The organism is Variovorax dokdonensis, from assembly GCF_030316895.1.
Taxonomy (GTDB): Bacteria; Pseudomonadota; Gammaproteobacteria; order Burkholderiales; family Burkholderiaceae_C; genus Variovorax; species Variovorax dokdonensis.
In genome coordinates this window covers 88,789-102,383 of sequence record NZ_JASZYV010000006.1, presented here as the reverse complement: position 1 = coordinate 102,383, position 13,595 = coordinate 88,789, and the positions used below count along the sequence as shown (strand labels likewise).

At 64.7% G+C, this 13,595-nt stretch carries 12 protein-coding genes; 9 read left to right on the top strand and 3 right to left on the bottom strand.

All coding sequences use genetic code 11. The features are described from left to right. Positions 1-44 precede the first annotated feature (44 nt). The 3 genes from QTH91_RS22040 to msrB are packed head-to-tail and all read right to left on the bottom strand — an operon-like array spanning position 45 to position 1,284. Positions 45-326: a BolA family protein gene (locus tag QTH91_RS22040; RefSeq protein WP_286662306.1), complete on the bottom strand. Its 282-nt coding sequence runs from the start codon at positions 324-326 to the stop codon at positions 45-47. A gap of 5 nt (positions 327-331) precedes the next feature. After that, complete coding sequence (locus QTH91_RS22035; RefSeq protein ID WP_286662305.1) at positions 332-871, bottom strand: septation protein A; 540 nt, start codon at positions 869-871, stop codon at positions 332-334. Next, on the bottom strand, positions 871-1,284 hold the full coding sequence (msrB, locus tag QTH91_RS22030) for a peptide-methionine (R)-S-oxide reductase MsrB (RefSeq protein ID WP_286662304.1): 414 nt from the start codon (positions 1,282-1,284) through the stop codon (positions 871-873). The genes QTH91_RS22035 and msrB overlap by 1 nt, the downstream gene beginning before the upstream one ends. A gap of 199 nt (positions 1,285-1,483) precedes the next feature. Between msrB and QTH91_RS22025 the strand changes: the two genes are divergently transcribed. The 9 genes from QTH91_RS22025 (at position 1,484) to QTH91_RS21985 (ending at position 13,460) form a co-directional block, all read left to right on the top strand. Further along, positions 1,484-3,127, top strand: a complete 1,644-nt coding sequence (locus tag QTH91_RS22025; protein ID WP_286662303.1) for a 3-(methylthio)propionyl-CoA ligase — start codon at positions 1,484-1,486, stop codon at positions 3,125-3,127. 161 nt (positions 3,128-3,288) lie between these two features. Continuing rightward, positions 3,289-4,524, top strand: a complete 1,236-nt coding sequence (locus tag QTH91_RS22020) for a branched-chain amino acid ABC transporter substrate-binding protein (protein WP_286662302.1) — start codon at positions 3,289-3,291, stop codon at positions 4,522-4,524. 93 nt (positions 4,525-4,617) lie between these two features. Continuing rightward, entirely contained in the window at positions 4,618-5,565 is a 948-nt protein-coding gene (locus QTH91_RS22015; RefSeq protein ID WP_286662301.1) for a branched-chain amino acid ABC transporter permease, read from the top strand. Between the two features lies 1 nt (position 5,566). Next, on the top strand, positions 5,567-6,889 hold the full coding sequence (locus QTH91_RS22010) for a branched-chain amino acid ABC transporter permease (protein WP_286662300.1): 1,323 nt from the start codon (positions 5,567-5,569) through the stop codon (positions 6,887-6,889). A gap of 22 nt (positions 6,890-6,911) precedes the next feature. Continuing rightward, positions 6,912-7,682, top strand: coding sequence for an ABC transporter ATP-binding protein (locus QTH91_RS22005; protein WP_286662299.1), 771 nt, complete (start codon positions 6,912-6,914; stop codon positions 7,680-7,682). A 1-nt stretch (position 7,683) separates the two neighbouring features. Further along, the gene (locus QTH91_RS22000; RefSeq protein ID WP_286662298.1) at positions 7,684-8,379 is read left to right on the top strand and encodes an ABC transporter ATP-binding protein; all 696 of its coding nucleotides are present in this window, start codon (positions 7,684-7,686) and stop codon (positions 8,377-8,379) included. Positions 8,380-8,615: 236 nt separating this feature from the next. Beyond that, the gene (locus QTH91_RS21995; RefSeq protein ID WP_286662297.1) at positions 8,616-10,715 is read left to right on the top strand and encodes a 3-hydroxyacyl-CoA dehydrogenase NAD-binding domain-containing protein; all 2,100 of its coding nucleotides are present in this window, start codon (positions 8,616-8,618) and stop codon (positions 10,713-10,715) included. A gap of 37 nt (positions 10,716-10,752) precedes the next feature. Beyond that, positions 10,753-12,240, top strand: coding sequence for a M20 family peptidase (locus tag QTH91_RS21990; protein WP_286662296.1), 1,488 nt, complete (start codon positions 10,753-10,755; stop codon positions 12,238-12,240). Between the two features lie 44 nt (positions 12,241-12,284). Continuing rightward, positions 12,285-13,460: an acetyl-CoA C-acyltransferase gene (locus tag QTH91_RS21985; RefSeq protein WP_286662295.1), complete on the top strand. Its 1,176-nt coding sequence runs from the start codon at positions 12,285-12,287 to the stop codon at positions 13,458-13,460. Positions 13,461-13,595: the final 135 nt, after the last annotated feature.

Genomic DNA, 13,595 nt, shown 5'->3' with positions numbered 1-13,595 from the left:
TAGCGCCGACGCTGAAGGCGGCGGCAGGGTTCGATCCGGTGGGCCTAGAGGACCTCGATCGCCAGGGCGTGCAGGCCGCGGGCCATCAGATCGTGCGCCGCATCATACACAAGGCGGTGCCGCGCCACGCGCGGCTTTCCGGCGAAAAGAGGCGACGCGATTCGCACCCGGAAATGGGTGCCGTAGCCGGCGTCGTTGGCGCCCGAATGGCCGGCGTGCTGGGCGCTTTCGTCGATCACTTCGAGCTGCGTGGGCTGGAGCGCCGAGCGCAAAAGCGCATCGAGTTCGGCGGCGGTCGGAAGATTCTGGTCGATCAAAGCGTTCATTCGCATCAGGTTCCGGATTCGTCGGACTTCAGGTGAGGGGCGATGTACAGGCCTTGTGCCACCAGGAAGACGATCGGGAACGCGTAGCCCCAGAGCTTGAAGTTCACCCACGCCTCGGTGCTGTAGAAGGCCGCCACCCACGCATTGATGGCAGACATGAAAAGGCAGTAGCCGATCCAGGCGACGTTCAGGCGGCCCCAGACGCCGTCGGGCAGCGTCATCTGCGTGCCCAGCAGCATCTTGAGGAAGTTCTTCTTCATCACCCAGTAGGCGACCGCCAGTGCGATGCCCATGGCGGCATAGAGCACCGTGGGCTTCCATTTGATGAAGCGATCGTCATGCAGGGCGAGCGTCAGGCTGCCGAACAGCAGGATGAGCACCAGCGTGGCCTTCTGCATGGTCTGCAGCTTGCCGTCGATGAACTTCACGATGATCATCTGGACGACAGTGGCGGCCATCAGCACGCCGGTGGCGACGTAGATGTCGTAGAACTTGTAGGCGCCGAAGAAAAGCAGGATCGGCAGGAAGTCGAGCAGGAGTTTCATCAGTCCTTGGGCTGGAAATCCAGCGAAGCCGAGTTCATGCAGTAGCGAAGACCGGTGTCGGTGGGGCCGTCCGGGAACACGTGGCCGAGGTGTGCGCCGCAGTTGGCGCAGACGTTTTCGGTGCGCACCATGCCGTGCGAGCGATCCACCACGTTCTTGATCGCGCCGGGCACTGCCTCGCGGTCGAAGCTGGGCCAGCCGCAGCCGGCATCGAACTTGGCGCCGGACTCGAACAGCTTGGCGCCGCAGCAGATGCAGTGGTAGGTGCCGTCCGCCCACTCCGCTTCGTACTTGCCGGTGAAGGGGCGTTCCGTCGCCGCATGGCGGGTGACTTCGAAGGCGGCTGGCTCGGCGCCTTTTTCGGCCAGCAGGGCTTTCCAGTCGGCCTCGGACTTGTTCACGGGGAAGGTCATGGTGGCGTGCGGTGTGGGGCGGCTGTGCGCCCGGTTCTCGAAAAGCGCCATTGTCGTTCAGCCGCCTTAAAGACCCCTTATGCGCCGGGGCCAAGCGCAACCTGCCGCGCTACGGGCATTCCCCCAAACCGGACGATGCTGCATCGCGCAATACTCGGTTGCATTCTTTATCAGTGCTTCAGACCGAGGAGTTATCGACATGTTGAGCCTGATGCAGGACCATCCCCTGCTGATCTCGTCCCTGCTGACCTTCGCCGAGCGCCATCACGCGGACGGCGAGATCGTCTCTCGCCGCGTGGAAGGCGACATCCATCGCTACACATGGGCGGGCGTGGCGGACCGCTCGCGCCAGGTGGCCAATGCGCTGGACGCGGCCAAGCTGGCCTTCTCCGACCGGGTCGCCACGCTGGCGTGGAACGGCTATCGGCACCTCGAGCTGTATTACGGCGTCTCGGGTTCGGGACGGGTGCTGCACACGATCAATCCGCGGCTTCATCCCGACCAGATCGCCTGGATCGTCAACCATGCCGAAGACCAGATGCTGGCCTTCGACATCAACTTCCTGCCACTGGTGCAAGCCGTGCACGAGCGCTGCCCGACCGTGCGGCAGTGGATCGCGCTGTGCGACGCCGACAAGCTCCCGCAGGACTGCGGCGTCCCCAACCTGGTGAGCTACGAAGCGTGGATCGGCGCGCAGTCGACCCGCTATGACTGGCCCGTGTTCGACGAGAACTCCGCCTCGAGCCTTTGCTACACCAGCGGCACCACCGGCAATCCGAAGGGCGCGCTGTACGGCCACCGTTCGACCGTTCTGCATGCCTATGCCGCGGCGCTCCCCGACGTGATGCGCCTTTCCGCCCGCGACTCGGTGCTGCCGGTCGTGCCGATGTTCCACGTCAACGCCTGGGGCATTCCGTACTCCGCGGCGCTCACCGGCTGCAAGCTGGTGTTTCCGGGCGCGGCGCTCGACGGCAAGTCGGTCTACGAACTGATCGAGCAGGAGAAGGTGACGTTCGCCGCCGGCGTGCCGACCGTCTGGCAGATGCTGCTCACCCACATGAAGCCGCAGGGCCTGCGCTTCTCGACGCTCAATCGCACGGTGATCGGCGGCTCGGCCTGCCCACCGGCCATGATCCGCGCCTTCCAGGACGAATACGGCGTCGAGGTCCTCCATGCCTGGGGCATGACCGAGATGTCGCCGCTGGGCACGCTGTGCACGCTCAAGAACAAGCATCTGGATCAGTCGCCTGAAGAGCAACTGGCGGTGCGCCTCAAGCAGGGGCGGGCCATCTGCGGCGTCGACATGAAGATCGTCGACGGCAACGGCAAGGACCTGCCGTGGGACGGCAAGGCCTTCGGCGACCTGCTGGTGCAGGGGCCGTGGGTGGTCAAGTCGTATTTCAAGGGCGAGGGCGGCGATCCGCTCGTGAAGGACGAGCGCGGCAGCGGCTGGTTCCCGACAGGCGACGTGGCCACGATCGATCCGGACGGCTTCCTGCAGATCACCGACCGCAGCAAGGACGTCATCAAGTCCGGCGGCGAGTGGATCAGCTCCATCGACATCGAGAACATCGCCGTCGCCCACCCGGCGGTGGCCATGGCGGCGTGCATCGGCGTGTTTCACCCCAAGTGGGACGAGCGGCCGATCGTGGCGGTGATGAAGAAGCCCGGCGCCGAAGTGAGCCGCGAGGAACTTCTGGCCTTCTACGAAGGCAAAACGGCCAAGTGGCAGATTCCGGACGATGTCGTCTTCGTGGATGCGATTCCGATCGGCGCCACCGGAAAGATCCTCAAGACGCGCCTTCGCGAGGCCCTGAAGGACTACAAGCTCCCTGGCCTGTAGCCGCCGAACGACTCACTGCCACGCGCGTTTCCTACCCTCGGGTAGGAGGCGTGTCACCTGTGCGATAGCTTAGGGGCAATCCCGGGGAAAAGCTGCATTCGAAAGCGCTTGTAATTCCCTCGTTTCTTCGGGCAAATGCCCTGCAACTCTGGAGACCTTGAATGAAGTTCGCATTGAAGATCGTGACCGCCGGCGTCCTGGTGGCCAGCGCCACCGGCGCATTTGCCCAGAAGGGCGAGACCGTCAAGGTCGCATGGCTCGATCCGCTGTCTGGCCTGATGGCCGCCGTGGGTACCAACCAGCTCAAGACGCTGCAGTTCTTTGCCGAGAAGCTCAACGAAAAGAACCCTGCTGGGGTGAAGTTCGAAGTCATCGCGATCGACAACAAGCTCAGCCCGCAGGAAACCACCGTCGCGCTGCGTTCGGCCATGGACCAGGGCGCGCGCTACATCCTGCAAGGCAACGGCTCCGGCCCGGCCTTGGCCATCATCGACGCGCTGGAAAAGAACAACGCCCGCAACCCCGGCAAGGAGGCGCTGTACCTCAACTACGCCGCGGTCGACCCCGACCTGACCAACAGCAAGTGCAGCTACTGGCAGTACCGCTTCGACGCCGACACCTCCATGAAGATGGAGGCGCTGACCACCTTCATCAAGGAGCAGCCGGACGTCAAGAAGGTCTACCTGCTCAACCAGAACTACTCGCACGGCCAGCAGGTCTCGAAGTTCGCCAAGGAAAACCTGAAGGTCAAGCGTCCCGACATCGAGATCGTCGGCGACGACCTGCATCCGCTGGCCCAGGTGCGCGACTTCGCGCCCTACATCGCCAAGATCAAGCAGTCGGGTGCCGACAGCGTGATCACCGGCAACTGGGGTTCGGACCTGGCGCTGCTGATCAAGGCTGCCAACGACTCCGGCCTGAACGTCAAGTTCTTCACCTACTACGCCGTGACCACCGGCACGCCGACCGCCATGGGCGCGGCTTCCGATGGCAAGGTCTACCAGGTCGGCTATGCCCACTACAACATGGGCGGCCAGATGCAGAAGTGGGCCGACGAGTACAAGAAGCGCTTCAACGACGACATGTACACGACCGACCTGTACACCGTGCTGCTGGCACTGTCCGAAGCCATGGCCCGTTCCAAGTCGACCGATGTGCTCAAGGTCGCACAGACGATGGAAGGCATGAAGTTCACCAGCTACAACGGTGACATGGAACTTCGCAAGGCTGACCACCAGATGCAGCAGGGCCTGTACATCACCCGCTGGGAAAAGGCGAGCGCCAAGTACCCCTACAGCCCGGAGAACACCGGCTACACGCTGGCGCCCGTCAAGTACTACGAAGCCTACGTGGCGAGCACGCCCACCACCTGCCAGATGAAGCGTCCGGGCGGCTGATCCAGCCAAGCGGAGTCGCCGGGCCGAAACGCCCGGCCGCCCAGGGCCCGACACGCTATCGGGCCCTTTTTTTCTCTTGAAGGGGAGTGCAAGGTGGAATTTTTCGTGATCTCGTTGCTGAATGGACTCAGCTACGGGTTGCTCTTGTTCATGCTGAGCTCGGGCCTGACGCTCATCTTCAGCATGATGGGCGTTCTCAATTTCGCCCATACCAGCTTCTACATGCTGGGTGCCTATTTCGCCTACACGATCTCGGGCGTGCTGGGCTTCTGGCCGGCGCTGGTGATCGCACCGCTGCTGGTCGGCGGACTGGGCGCGCTGTTCGAACGCTACAGCCTGCGCCGCGTCCACAAGTTCGGCCATGTGCCCGAACTGCTGGTCACCTTCGGCCTGTCCTACCTGATCCTGGAACTCGTGCAGCTCGTCTGGGGCCGCTCGACGGTGCCCTATGGCCTGCCCGAGGCGCTGCAAGGGCCGCTCTTCACGCTCTACGGCACGCAGTTCCCCAAGTCGCGCTCGTTCATCATGCTGGTCGCGCTCCTGATGCTGCTGTCGGTGTGGCTGCTGCTGACGCGCACCCGCATCGGCCTGGTCATCCAGGCCGCCCTGAAGCATCCCGAGATGGTGGAAGCGCTCGGCCATAACGTGCCGCGCGTGTTCATGATGGTCTTCGGCGGCGGCGCTGCGCTGGCCGGCCTGGCCGGCGTGATCGGCGGCAACACCTACGTCACCGAACCGGCCATGGCCGCATCGGTCGGCTCCATCATCTTCGTGGTGGTGGTCGTGGGCGGCATGGGGTCGCTGGCCGGGGCTTTCCTGGCTTCGCTGCTGATCGGCATCGTGCAGACCTTCGCGGTGGCGCTCGACCATTCCGGCGCCTCGGCGCTGGCCGCGGTCGGCGTCAACGTGGGGCCGGACAACTTCGCCTACCCGCTGCTGTCGCTCACGATCTCGCAGGTGGCGCCAATCCTGCCGTACCTGTTCCTGGTGCTGATCCTGATCTTCCGCCCCAAGGGCCTGCTCGGAACCCGGGAGGACTGAAATGAACGCCACTTCCACCACAGTGAATTCCACTGCGCACCATCGCCAGAAGGGCTCGCTCAATCGCGGCCGGGTCATCGTCTGGTCGCTGTTCGCCATCGCCCTGATCGTGGCGCCGCTGATCTTCAAGAGCAGCCTGGCGCTGACCATGCTCTCGCAGATCGGCTACCTGATCATCATCTGCCTGAGCTACAACATGCTCCTGGGCCAGGGCGGCATGCTCAGCTTCGGGCATGCGGTGTACGTCGGGCTCGGATCGTTCATCGCCGTGCACGCCATGAACCTCGCCGGGGGTGACAAGCTCCCCATTCCGCTGAGCCTCATGCCGATCATCGGCGGACTGGGCGGGGCATTCTTCGCCGTGCTGTTCGGCTACGTCACGACCAAGAAATCGGGCACCACCTTCGCCATGATCACGCTGGGCATCGGCGAGCTGGTGGCGGCGATGTCGCTGATGTTCCCGGGCTTCTTCGGCGGCGAGGGCGGCGTGACCACCAACCGCGTGTATGGGCAGTCCTTCATGGGCATCACCTTCGGCCCGCAGATCCAGGTGTACTACCTGATCGCGGTGTACTGCTTCATCTGCACGGCCGCGATGTTCGCCTTCACCGGCACGCCGCTTGGGCGCATCCTGAACGCGGTGCGCGACAACCCCGAGCGGGTGGAGTTCATCGGCTACAACACCCAGCGGGTGCGCTACATCGCCTTCATCATCGCCGGCTTCTTCGGCGGGATCGGCGGGGGGCTGGCTGCCATCAACTTCGAGATCGTGAACGCGGCCGACAGCCTGAACGCCATCCGCTCCGGCGGCTACCTGCTGTTCACGTTCCTGGGCGGCGCTACCTTCTTCTTCGGTCCGATCATCGGCGCGGTGCTGTTGGTGTTCGCTTCGGTGCTGCTGTCCGAGCTCACCAAGGCATGGCTGCTTTACCTGGGGCTGGTGTTCCTGTTGATGGTGATGTTCGCTCCTGGCGGCGTGGCCAGCCTGATCATGATGAACGTGCGCGTGGCCGCCTTCGGCAAGTTCAAGCGCCTGGTGCTGCCTTACCTGGGCCTCATCGCCACGGGGTTGGTCGCACTCGTCGGCGCCGCCATGCTGATCGAGATGGCCTACCACATGCAGCTCAATGCGGCCCTGGGCCCGATGGTCCCGCTGGCCGGCTTCGAGCTCGACACGTCGCATGCACCGGCGTGGATCGGCGCCACGGCGGCGCTGGTGATCGGCCTGGGGTTGCTCGAGATCGTGCGCCGCCGCTTCGTGAAAGCCTGGGGCAGCGCGCAGGAAGAGATCGAGGCGGACATCAAGCGCCGCGAACGCCAGTGAGACGGGGAGCCAAAGAACACTCATGACCTACGCACTCGAACTCAAGAACCTGCGCAAGAGCTTCGGCCGCACGGAGATCATCCGCGGCGTCGACCTCGCGGTGAATGCCGGCGAACGGGTGGCCATCATCGGCCCCAATGGCGCTGGCAAGTCCACTCTGTTCAACCTCATCAGCGGCAGGCTCGCGCCCACCAGCGGCGAGGTGTTCCTCAACGGCAAGCGCATCGACGGGCTCAAGCCCTTCGAAGTCAACCGGCTGGGGCTGTCGCGCAGCTTCCAGATCACCAACATCTTCCCCAAGCTCAGCGTGTTCGAGAACCTGCGCTGCGGCGTTCTGTGGAAGCTGGGCTACCGCTACACCTTCCTGCGCTTTCTCTCGCGCCTGGACGACGCCAACGAGCGTGCGGAGCAGCTCATGCAGCAGATCGGCCTGGCGCGCAAGCGCGACGTGCTGGCGATGAACCTGACCTACGCCGAACAGCGGGCGCTGGAGATCGGCATCACGATCGCCGGAGGCGCCGAAGTCGTCCTGCTGGACGAACCCACGGCGGGCATGAGCAAGACCGAAACCGAGCACTTCACCGCGCTCATCAAGGAAGTGACCGTCGGCCGCACGCTGCTGACGGTCGAGCACGACATGGGCGTGGTCTTCGGCCTGGCCGACAAGATCGCGGTGGTCGTCTATGGGGAAGTGCTGGCCTACGACACGCCCGAGGCCGTGCGCGGCAACGCGCGAGTGCAGGAGGCCTACCTCGGCTCTCCGGTGGCCGACGCGCAGGGGGCGGGACACTGATATGTTGAAGCTGAACGACCTCCACGCCTATTACGGCAAGAGCCATGTATTGCATGGCGTTTCATTCGAGGTGGGCAAAGGCGAGATCGTGGCGCTGCTGGGGCGCAATGGATCCGGCCGCTCCACCACCGCCAAGGCCATCATGGGCCTGGTGCACGCCGAAGGTCATCTGAGCTGGAAAGGCCAGGAGATTCTCGGGCGCAAGGCGTACGAAGTGGCGCACCTGGGCATCGGCTACGTTCCGGAGAACCGCGACATCTTCCCCAAGCTCACGGTGCATCAGAACCTGCTGCTGGGCGTCAAGGGCAGTGGCAAGGGAAGCCGCTGGAGCTTCGACGACATGTACGACATGTTTCCGCGCCTGAAGGAGCGGCAGCACACCGAAGCGGGCGTGCTCTCAGGCGGCGAGCAGCAGATGCTCACGCTGTGCCGCACGCTCATGGGCGACCCCGACCTGATCATCATCGACGAGCCTACCGAAGGCCTTGCGCCCAAGATCGTCGAACTGGTCGGTCAATACCTGCAGCAACTCAAGGCGCGCGGCATCTCCGTGCTGCTGATCGAGCAGAAGCTGACCATCGCCATGCACATCTCCGACCGCGCGCTGGTGATGGGCCACGGCAGCATCGTGTTCGACGGCACGCCCGACTCGCTGCGTGCCGACGCCAACATCCGCAAGGAGTGGCTCGAAGTCTGAGCCCGCAAGGCGCCGGCGTTTGCCGGCTTCCCGGCCCGGCATCGGGCTTGGCCTGGACAAGTGCAAGGTGAGGGCGCTTGTCCCGGCTGCGACTTCAAAGGCGCTTTCCAAAGCCCTAGAATGCACGCAAAAAAAGAACACTCGTGCTTTTTATGTGACAACCCGGTGATGCCCCCGCTGGCATCGCCGAATTCCCCCGGGACGATCCCCTTCTTTCCAATCCAAAGGAACGCAGCATGACGGCTGAATACCAAGTTCGCGGCGATGTGGCCGTGATCACGCTGAACAACCCGCCGGTCAACGGACTGGGCTATGCCACCCGCCGGGGCATCACCGACGGCCTGGCCAATGCGCTGGGCGATGCGGCTGTCAAGGCGATCGTCATCACGGGGGCCGGAAAGGCCTTTTCCGGCGGCGCGGACATCAAGGAATTCGGCTCGCCCAAGGCGCTGGCAGAACCCAACCTCCTGTCGGTCATTCTTGCCCTGGAAGCCAGCACCAAGCCCATCGTGGCGGCCATCCACACCGTCTGCATGGGCGGCGGCCTCGAACTGGCCCTTGGCTGCCACTACCGCGTGGCCGCGCCGGGCACCAACGTCGCGCTGCCTGAAGTCAAGCTGGGCCTGATCCCCGGCGCTGGCGGCACGCAGCGCCTGCCGCGCGTGCTGGGCGTCGAGACCGCCTTGAACATGATCGTGAGCGGCGAGCCCGTCAAGAGCGAGATGCTCGCCAGCCTGCCGGGCCAGAAGCTGTTCGACAAGATGGCCGCATCGGCCGAGACGGTGGTCGCTGAGGCCATCGAGTTCGCCCAGGGCGTCGTCGCCAAGGGCTCTGAGATGCCGCTGGTGCGCAACCTGCCTTGCAAGCACCCACAAGGCGATGCCTACTTCCAGTTCGCCAAGAACATGGTCGCAGGCATGGCGAAGAACTTCCCCGCGCCCGTCAAGTGTGTGGAGACGGTGCAAGCCGCCACCAAGCTCAAGTTCGACGACGGCATGGCCGAGGAGCGCCGTGTGTTCACCGCGCTGATGTTCACGCCCGAATCGGCGGCGCTGCGCCACATCTTCATGGCCGAGCGCGGTGCGAGCAAGATTCCCGACGTGGCGGACGACACGCCCAAGCGCGAGATCAAGCTGGTCGGCGTCATCGGCGCCGGCACCATGGGTGGCGGCATCTCGATGAACTTCCTCAACGCCGGCATTCCGGTCAAGATCCTCGAGATGAAGCAGGAGGCGCTGGACCGCGGCGTCGCCACCATCCGCAAGAACTACGAAGCCCAGGTCAAGAAGGGCAAGCTCAAGCAGGACAAGTACGACCAGCGCATGTCGCTGCTGTCCACCACGCTGAGCTATGACGACTTCAAGGACTGCGACCTCATCATTGAGGCCGTGTTCGAGGAAATGGGCGTCAAGGAGCAGGTGTTCAAGAAGCTGGACGAAGTCGCCAAGCAAGGTGCGATCCTCGCGTCCAACACCTCGACGCTGGACGTGAACAAGATCGCCTCGTTCACCAAGCGTCCGCAGGACGTGGTCGGCATGCACTTCTTCAGCCCGGCCAACGTCATGAAGCTGCTGGAAGTCGTTCGCGGCGAGAAGACCGCCAAGGACGTGCTGGCCACCGTGATGGCCATCGGCAAGAAGATCAAGAAGACGGCCGTGGTCTCGGGCGTGTGCGACGGCTTCATCGGCAATCGCATGATCGAGCAGTACAGCCGCCAGGCCGGCTTCCTGCTCGACGAAGGTGCCACGCCGCAGCAGGTGGACAAGGCCATCGAGAAGTTCGGCTTTGCGATGGGTCCGTTCCGCATGGGCGATCTGGCCGGCAACGACATCGGCTGGGCCATCCGCAAGCGCCGCGCCGTCGAGCAGCCCGACATGAAGTACAGCCGCACCGCCGACAAGCTGTGCGAACTGGGCCGCTTTGGCCAGAAGACCGGCGCCGGCTGGTACGACTACAAGCCGGGCAAGCGCGACGCCATTCCGTCGGAGCTGGTCAACAAGATGGTCGAGGACCATCGCAAGGAACTGGGCATCACGCCGCGCAAGATCAGCGACGAAGAGATCGTCCAGCGCCTCGTATTCGCCCTGGTCAACGAAGGCGCCCACATCCTCGAGGACGGCATCGCTTCCAAGGCGGGCGACATCGACATGGTCTACCTGACCGGCTACGGCTTCCCGATCTGGCGCGGCGGCCCGATGCACTACGCGAGCCAGGTTGGCCTGTACAACGTGGCCTCGACCATGAAGCGCTTCGCCGCGAATCCGCTGGACGACGGCGCATTCTGGGAACCGGCTGCGCTGATCCAGAAGCTGGCCGCCGAAGGCAAGGGCTTCTGAGGCTCGACGCCCGGGCCAACCTCAAGCTGAACTGCCGATGACTTTCAAGCGCATTGTTTCGTTCCTCCTGCTGGCCATCCTTGCGCTGGCGGCGGTGGTGGGTGTCAAGACCTGGCGCACGCCGTCGCGCCAGGTCAGCGTGGCGCCGATCCAGAAGGCGCCCGTCGACGCCAAGGCCGTGGCCGAAAGGCTGGCCGGCGCGGTGCGCTTCAAGACCATCAGCAGCCTGGAAGACCCGCAGGCCAACAACGATCAGTTCGCTGGCCTGCATGCCTACCTGGCGCAGCAGTTCCCCGCGCTGCACGCGACCATGAAGCTCGAGCAGCCGGGCGACAACGCGCTCGTCTACGTCTGGCCCGGCAGCAATGCCAAGGCCCAGCCGATCGCGCTCATGGCGCATCAGGACGTGGTTCCGATCGCGTCCGGCACCGAGAACAAATGGCAGGCCGAACCGTTCGCAGGCACGATCCGCGATGGCTATGTCTGGGGGCGGGGTGCCTGGGACGACAAGGGCAACCTGCTGGCGCAGATGGAGGCGATCGAACTGCTGGCCAAGTCCGGCTTCAAGCCGGAGCGGACCATCTACCTGATCTCGGGCGCCGATGAAGAGGTGGGCGGCCATCGGGGCGCCGAGCGCATCGGCCAGAAGCTCAAGGCGCAAGGCATCCGCTTCGCCTGGGTGCTCGACGAGGGTCTGCTCGTCACCGAAGGCGTCCTGCCGGGCCTGAACCAACCGGCGGCGCTCGTCGGCGTGGCCGAGAAGGGCTACGCCAGTTTCAAGCTGAGCGTCGAAGCCACGCCCGGCCACTCGTCGATGCCGCCTTTGCATGGCAGCGCGATCGGCACGATGGGCGGAGCCCTGTCTCGCCTGGAAGCCCACCAGATGCCCGCCACGCTGGACGGCGGCGTGGCCCGCAGCATGTTCGACACGCTCGCGCCCGAGATGAGCGGATTCGGCCGCGTCGCCTTGTCCAACCTGTGGCTGTTCGGGCCGCTGGTTCAAAAGCAGCTGTCGGCCAGTCCCGCGAGCAATGCCATGCTGCGCACGACCACGGCGCTGACCATCATCGAAGGCGGCAACAAGGACAACGTGCTGCCCGGCCATGTGGAGGCGACGGTGAACTTCCGGGTGCTGCCTGGCGACACGCTGGCGTCGGTCGAGGAGCACGTGCACAAGGTGGTGGCCAACGACGCCGTCAAGGTGGCGCCGTATCCCGGCAACGCGGAGCCTTCGCCGGTGTCGCCGACGGACGGCCCCGGCTACGTCGACATCCAGAAAACCATCCGCCAGGTGTTTCCCGAAGGCGTCGTCGCGCCGGGCTTGATGCTCGGAGCCACCGATGGTCGTCACATGGCTGTAGCTGCCGACGCCGTCTATCGCTTCTCGCCAGTGCGTGCCAAGCCGGAAGATCTGCCGCGCTTCCATGGCACCAATGAGCGCATCTCGATCGACAACTACGTCGAGATGATCCAGTTCTATCACCAGCTTCTGCGCAACGCCGGCGTCGCCGCGCCGCAGGGCTGATCTCCAACCCTTTCCCGACCCCGCACACGCCAAAGGAACCCATCATGACCAATGCCGTCATCGTTTCCACCGCCCGCACGCCGCTCGCCAAGAGCTGGAAGGGCGCCTTCAACATGACGCACGGCGCCACGCTCGGCGGCCATGCGGTTCAGCATGCCGTGGCACGCGCCGGCATCGACGGCGCTCTGGTCGACGACGTCATCATGGGCTGCGCCACGCCCGAGGGTGCCACCGGCTCCAACATCGCGCGTCAGATCGCGCTCAAGGCCGGGCTGCCGATCACCACGTCGGGCATGACGATCAACCGCTTCTGCTCGTCGGGCCTGCAGACCATCGCCACCGCGGCTCAGCGCATCATCGCCGGCGAAGGCGAGGTGTATGTGGCCGGCGGCGTCGAGAGCATCTCGTGCGTGCAGAACGAAGCCAACACGCACATGCTGGTCGACCCCGCGCTCATGAAGCAGAAGCCCGAGATCTACTGGAACATGCTGCAGACGGCGGAGATGGTGGCCAAGCGCTACAACATCGGCCGCGAGGCGATGGACGAATACGGCGCGCGCAGCCAGCAGCGCGCCACCGCCGCGCTCGAAGCCGGCAAGTTCAAGGACGAGATCGCCCCCATCACCGTCCTGGCCGGCGTGGCCGATCCCGTGATGGGCCTGCGCACCAAGGAAGTCACCGTCGAGAACGACGAAGGCATCCGTCCCGGCACGACCGTCGAGGGCATCAGCGGCATTCGCACGGCCATTCCCGGTGGCGTGATCGCTGCGGGCAATGCGAGCCAGTTCTCCGACGGCGCCGGCGCCTGCGTGGTGGTGGACGAGAAGTTCGCCGAGAAGAACGGCCTCAAGCCGCTGGGCCGCTTCCTGGGCTTTTCGGTCGCCGGCTGCGAGCCCGACGAAATGGGCATCGGCCCGGTGTTCGCCATTCCCAAGGTGCTGAAGAAGCTCGGCCTGTCGGTCGGCGACATCGACCTGTGGGAACTGAACGAAGCCTTCGCCGTGCAGGTCATTTACTGCCGCGACAAGCTGGGCATTCCCGATGACCGCCTCAACGTCAATGGCGGCGCGATCGCCGTGGGCCATCCCTACGGCGTAAGCGGCCAGCGCCTGACCGGCCACGCGCTCATCGAAGGCAAGCGCCGCGGCGCGAAGAAGGTGGTGGTGACCATGTGCATCGGCGGCGGCATGGGCGCTGCAGGTGTGTTCGAAGTGCTCTGACGCTTACTCCAGCCAACAAGGGCGCATGCGGCATCTCGGATTGCCACATGCGCCCTTTGTCTTTGTGCCGCACCATTGGCTTGTGACCCGACTGTCATGAAGGAGTCAATGCACGCGGTGCGATTGGATTACATT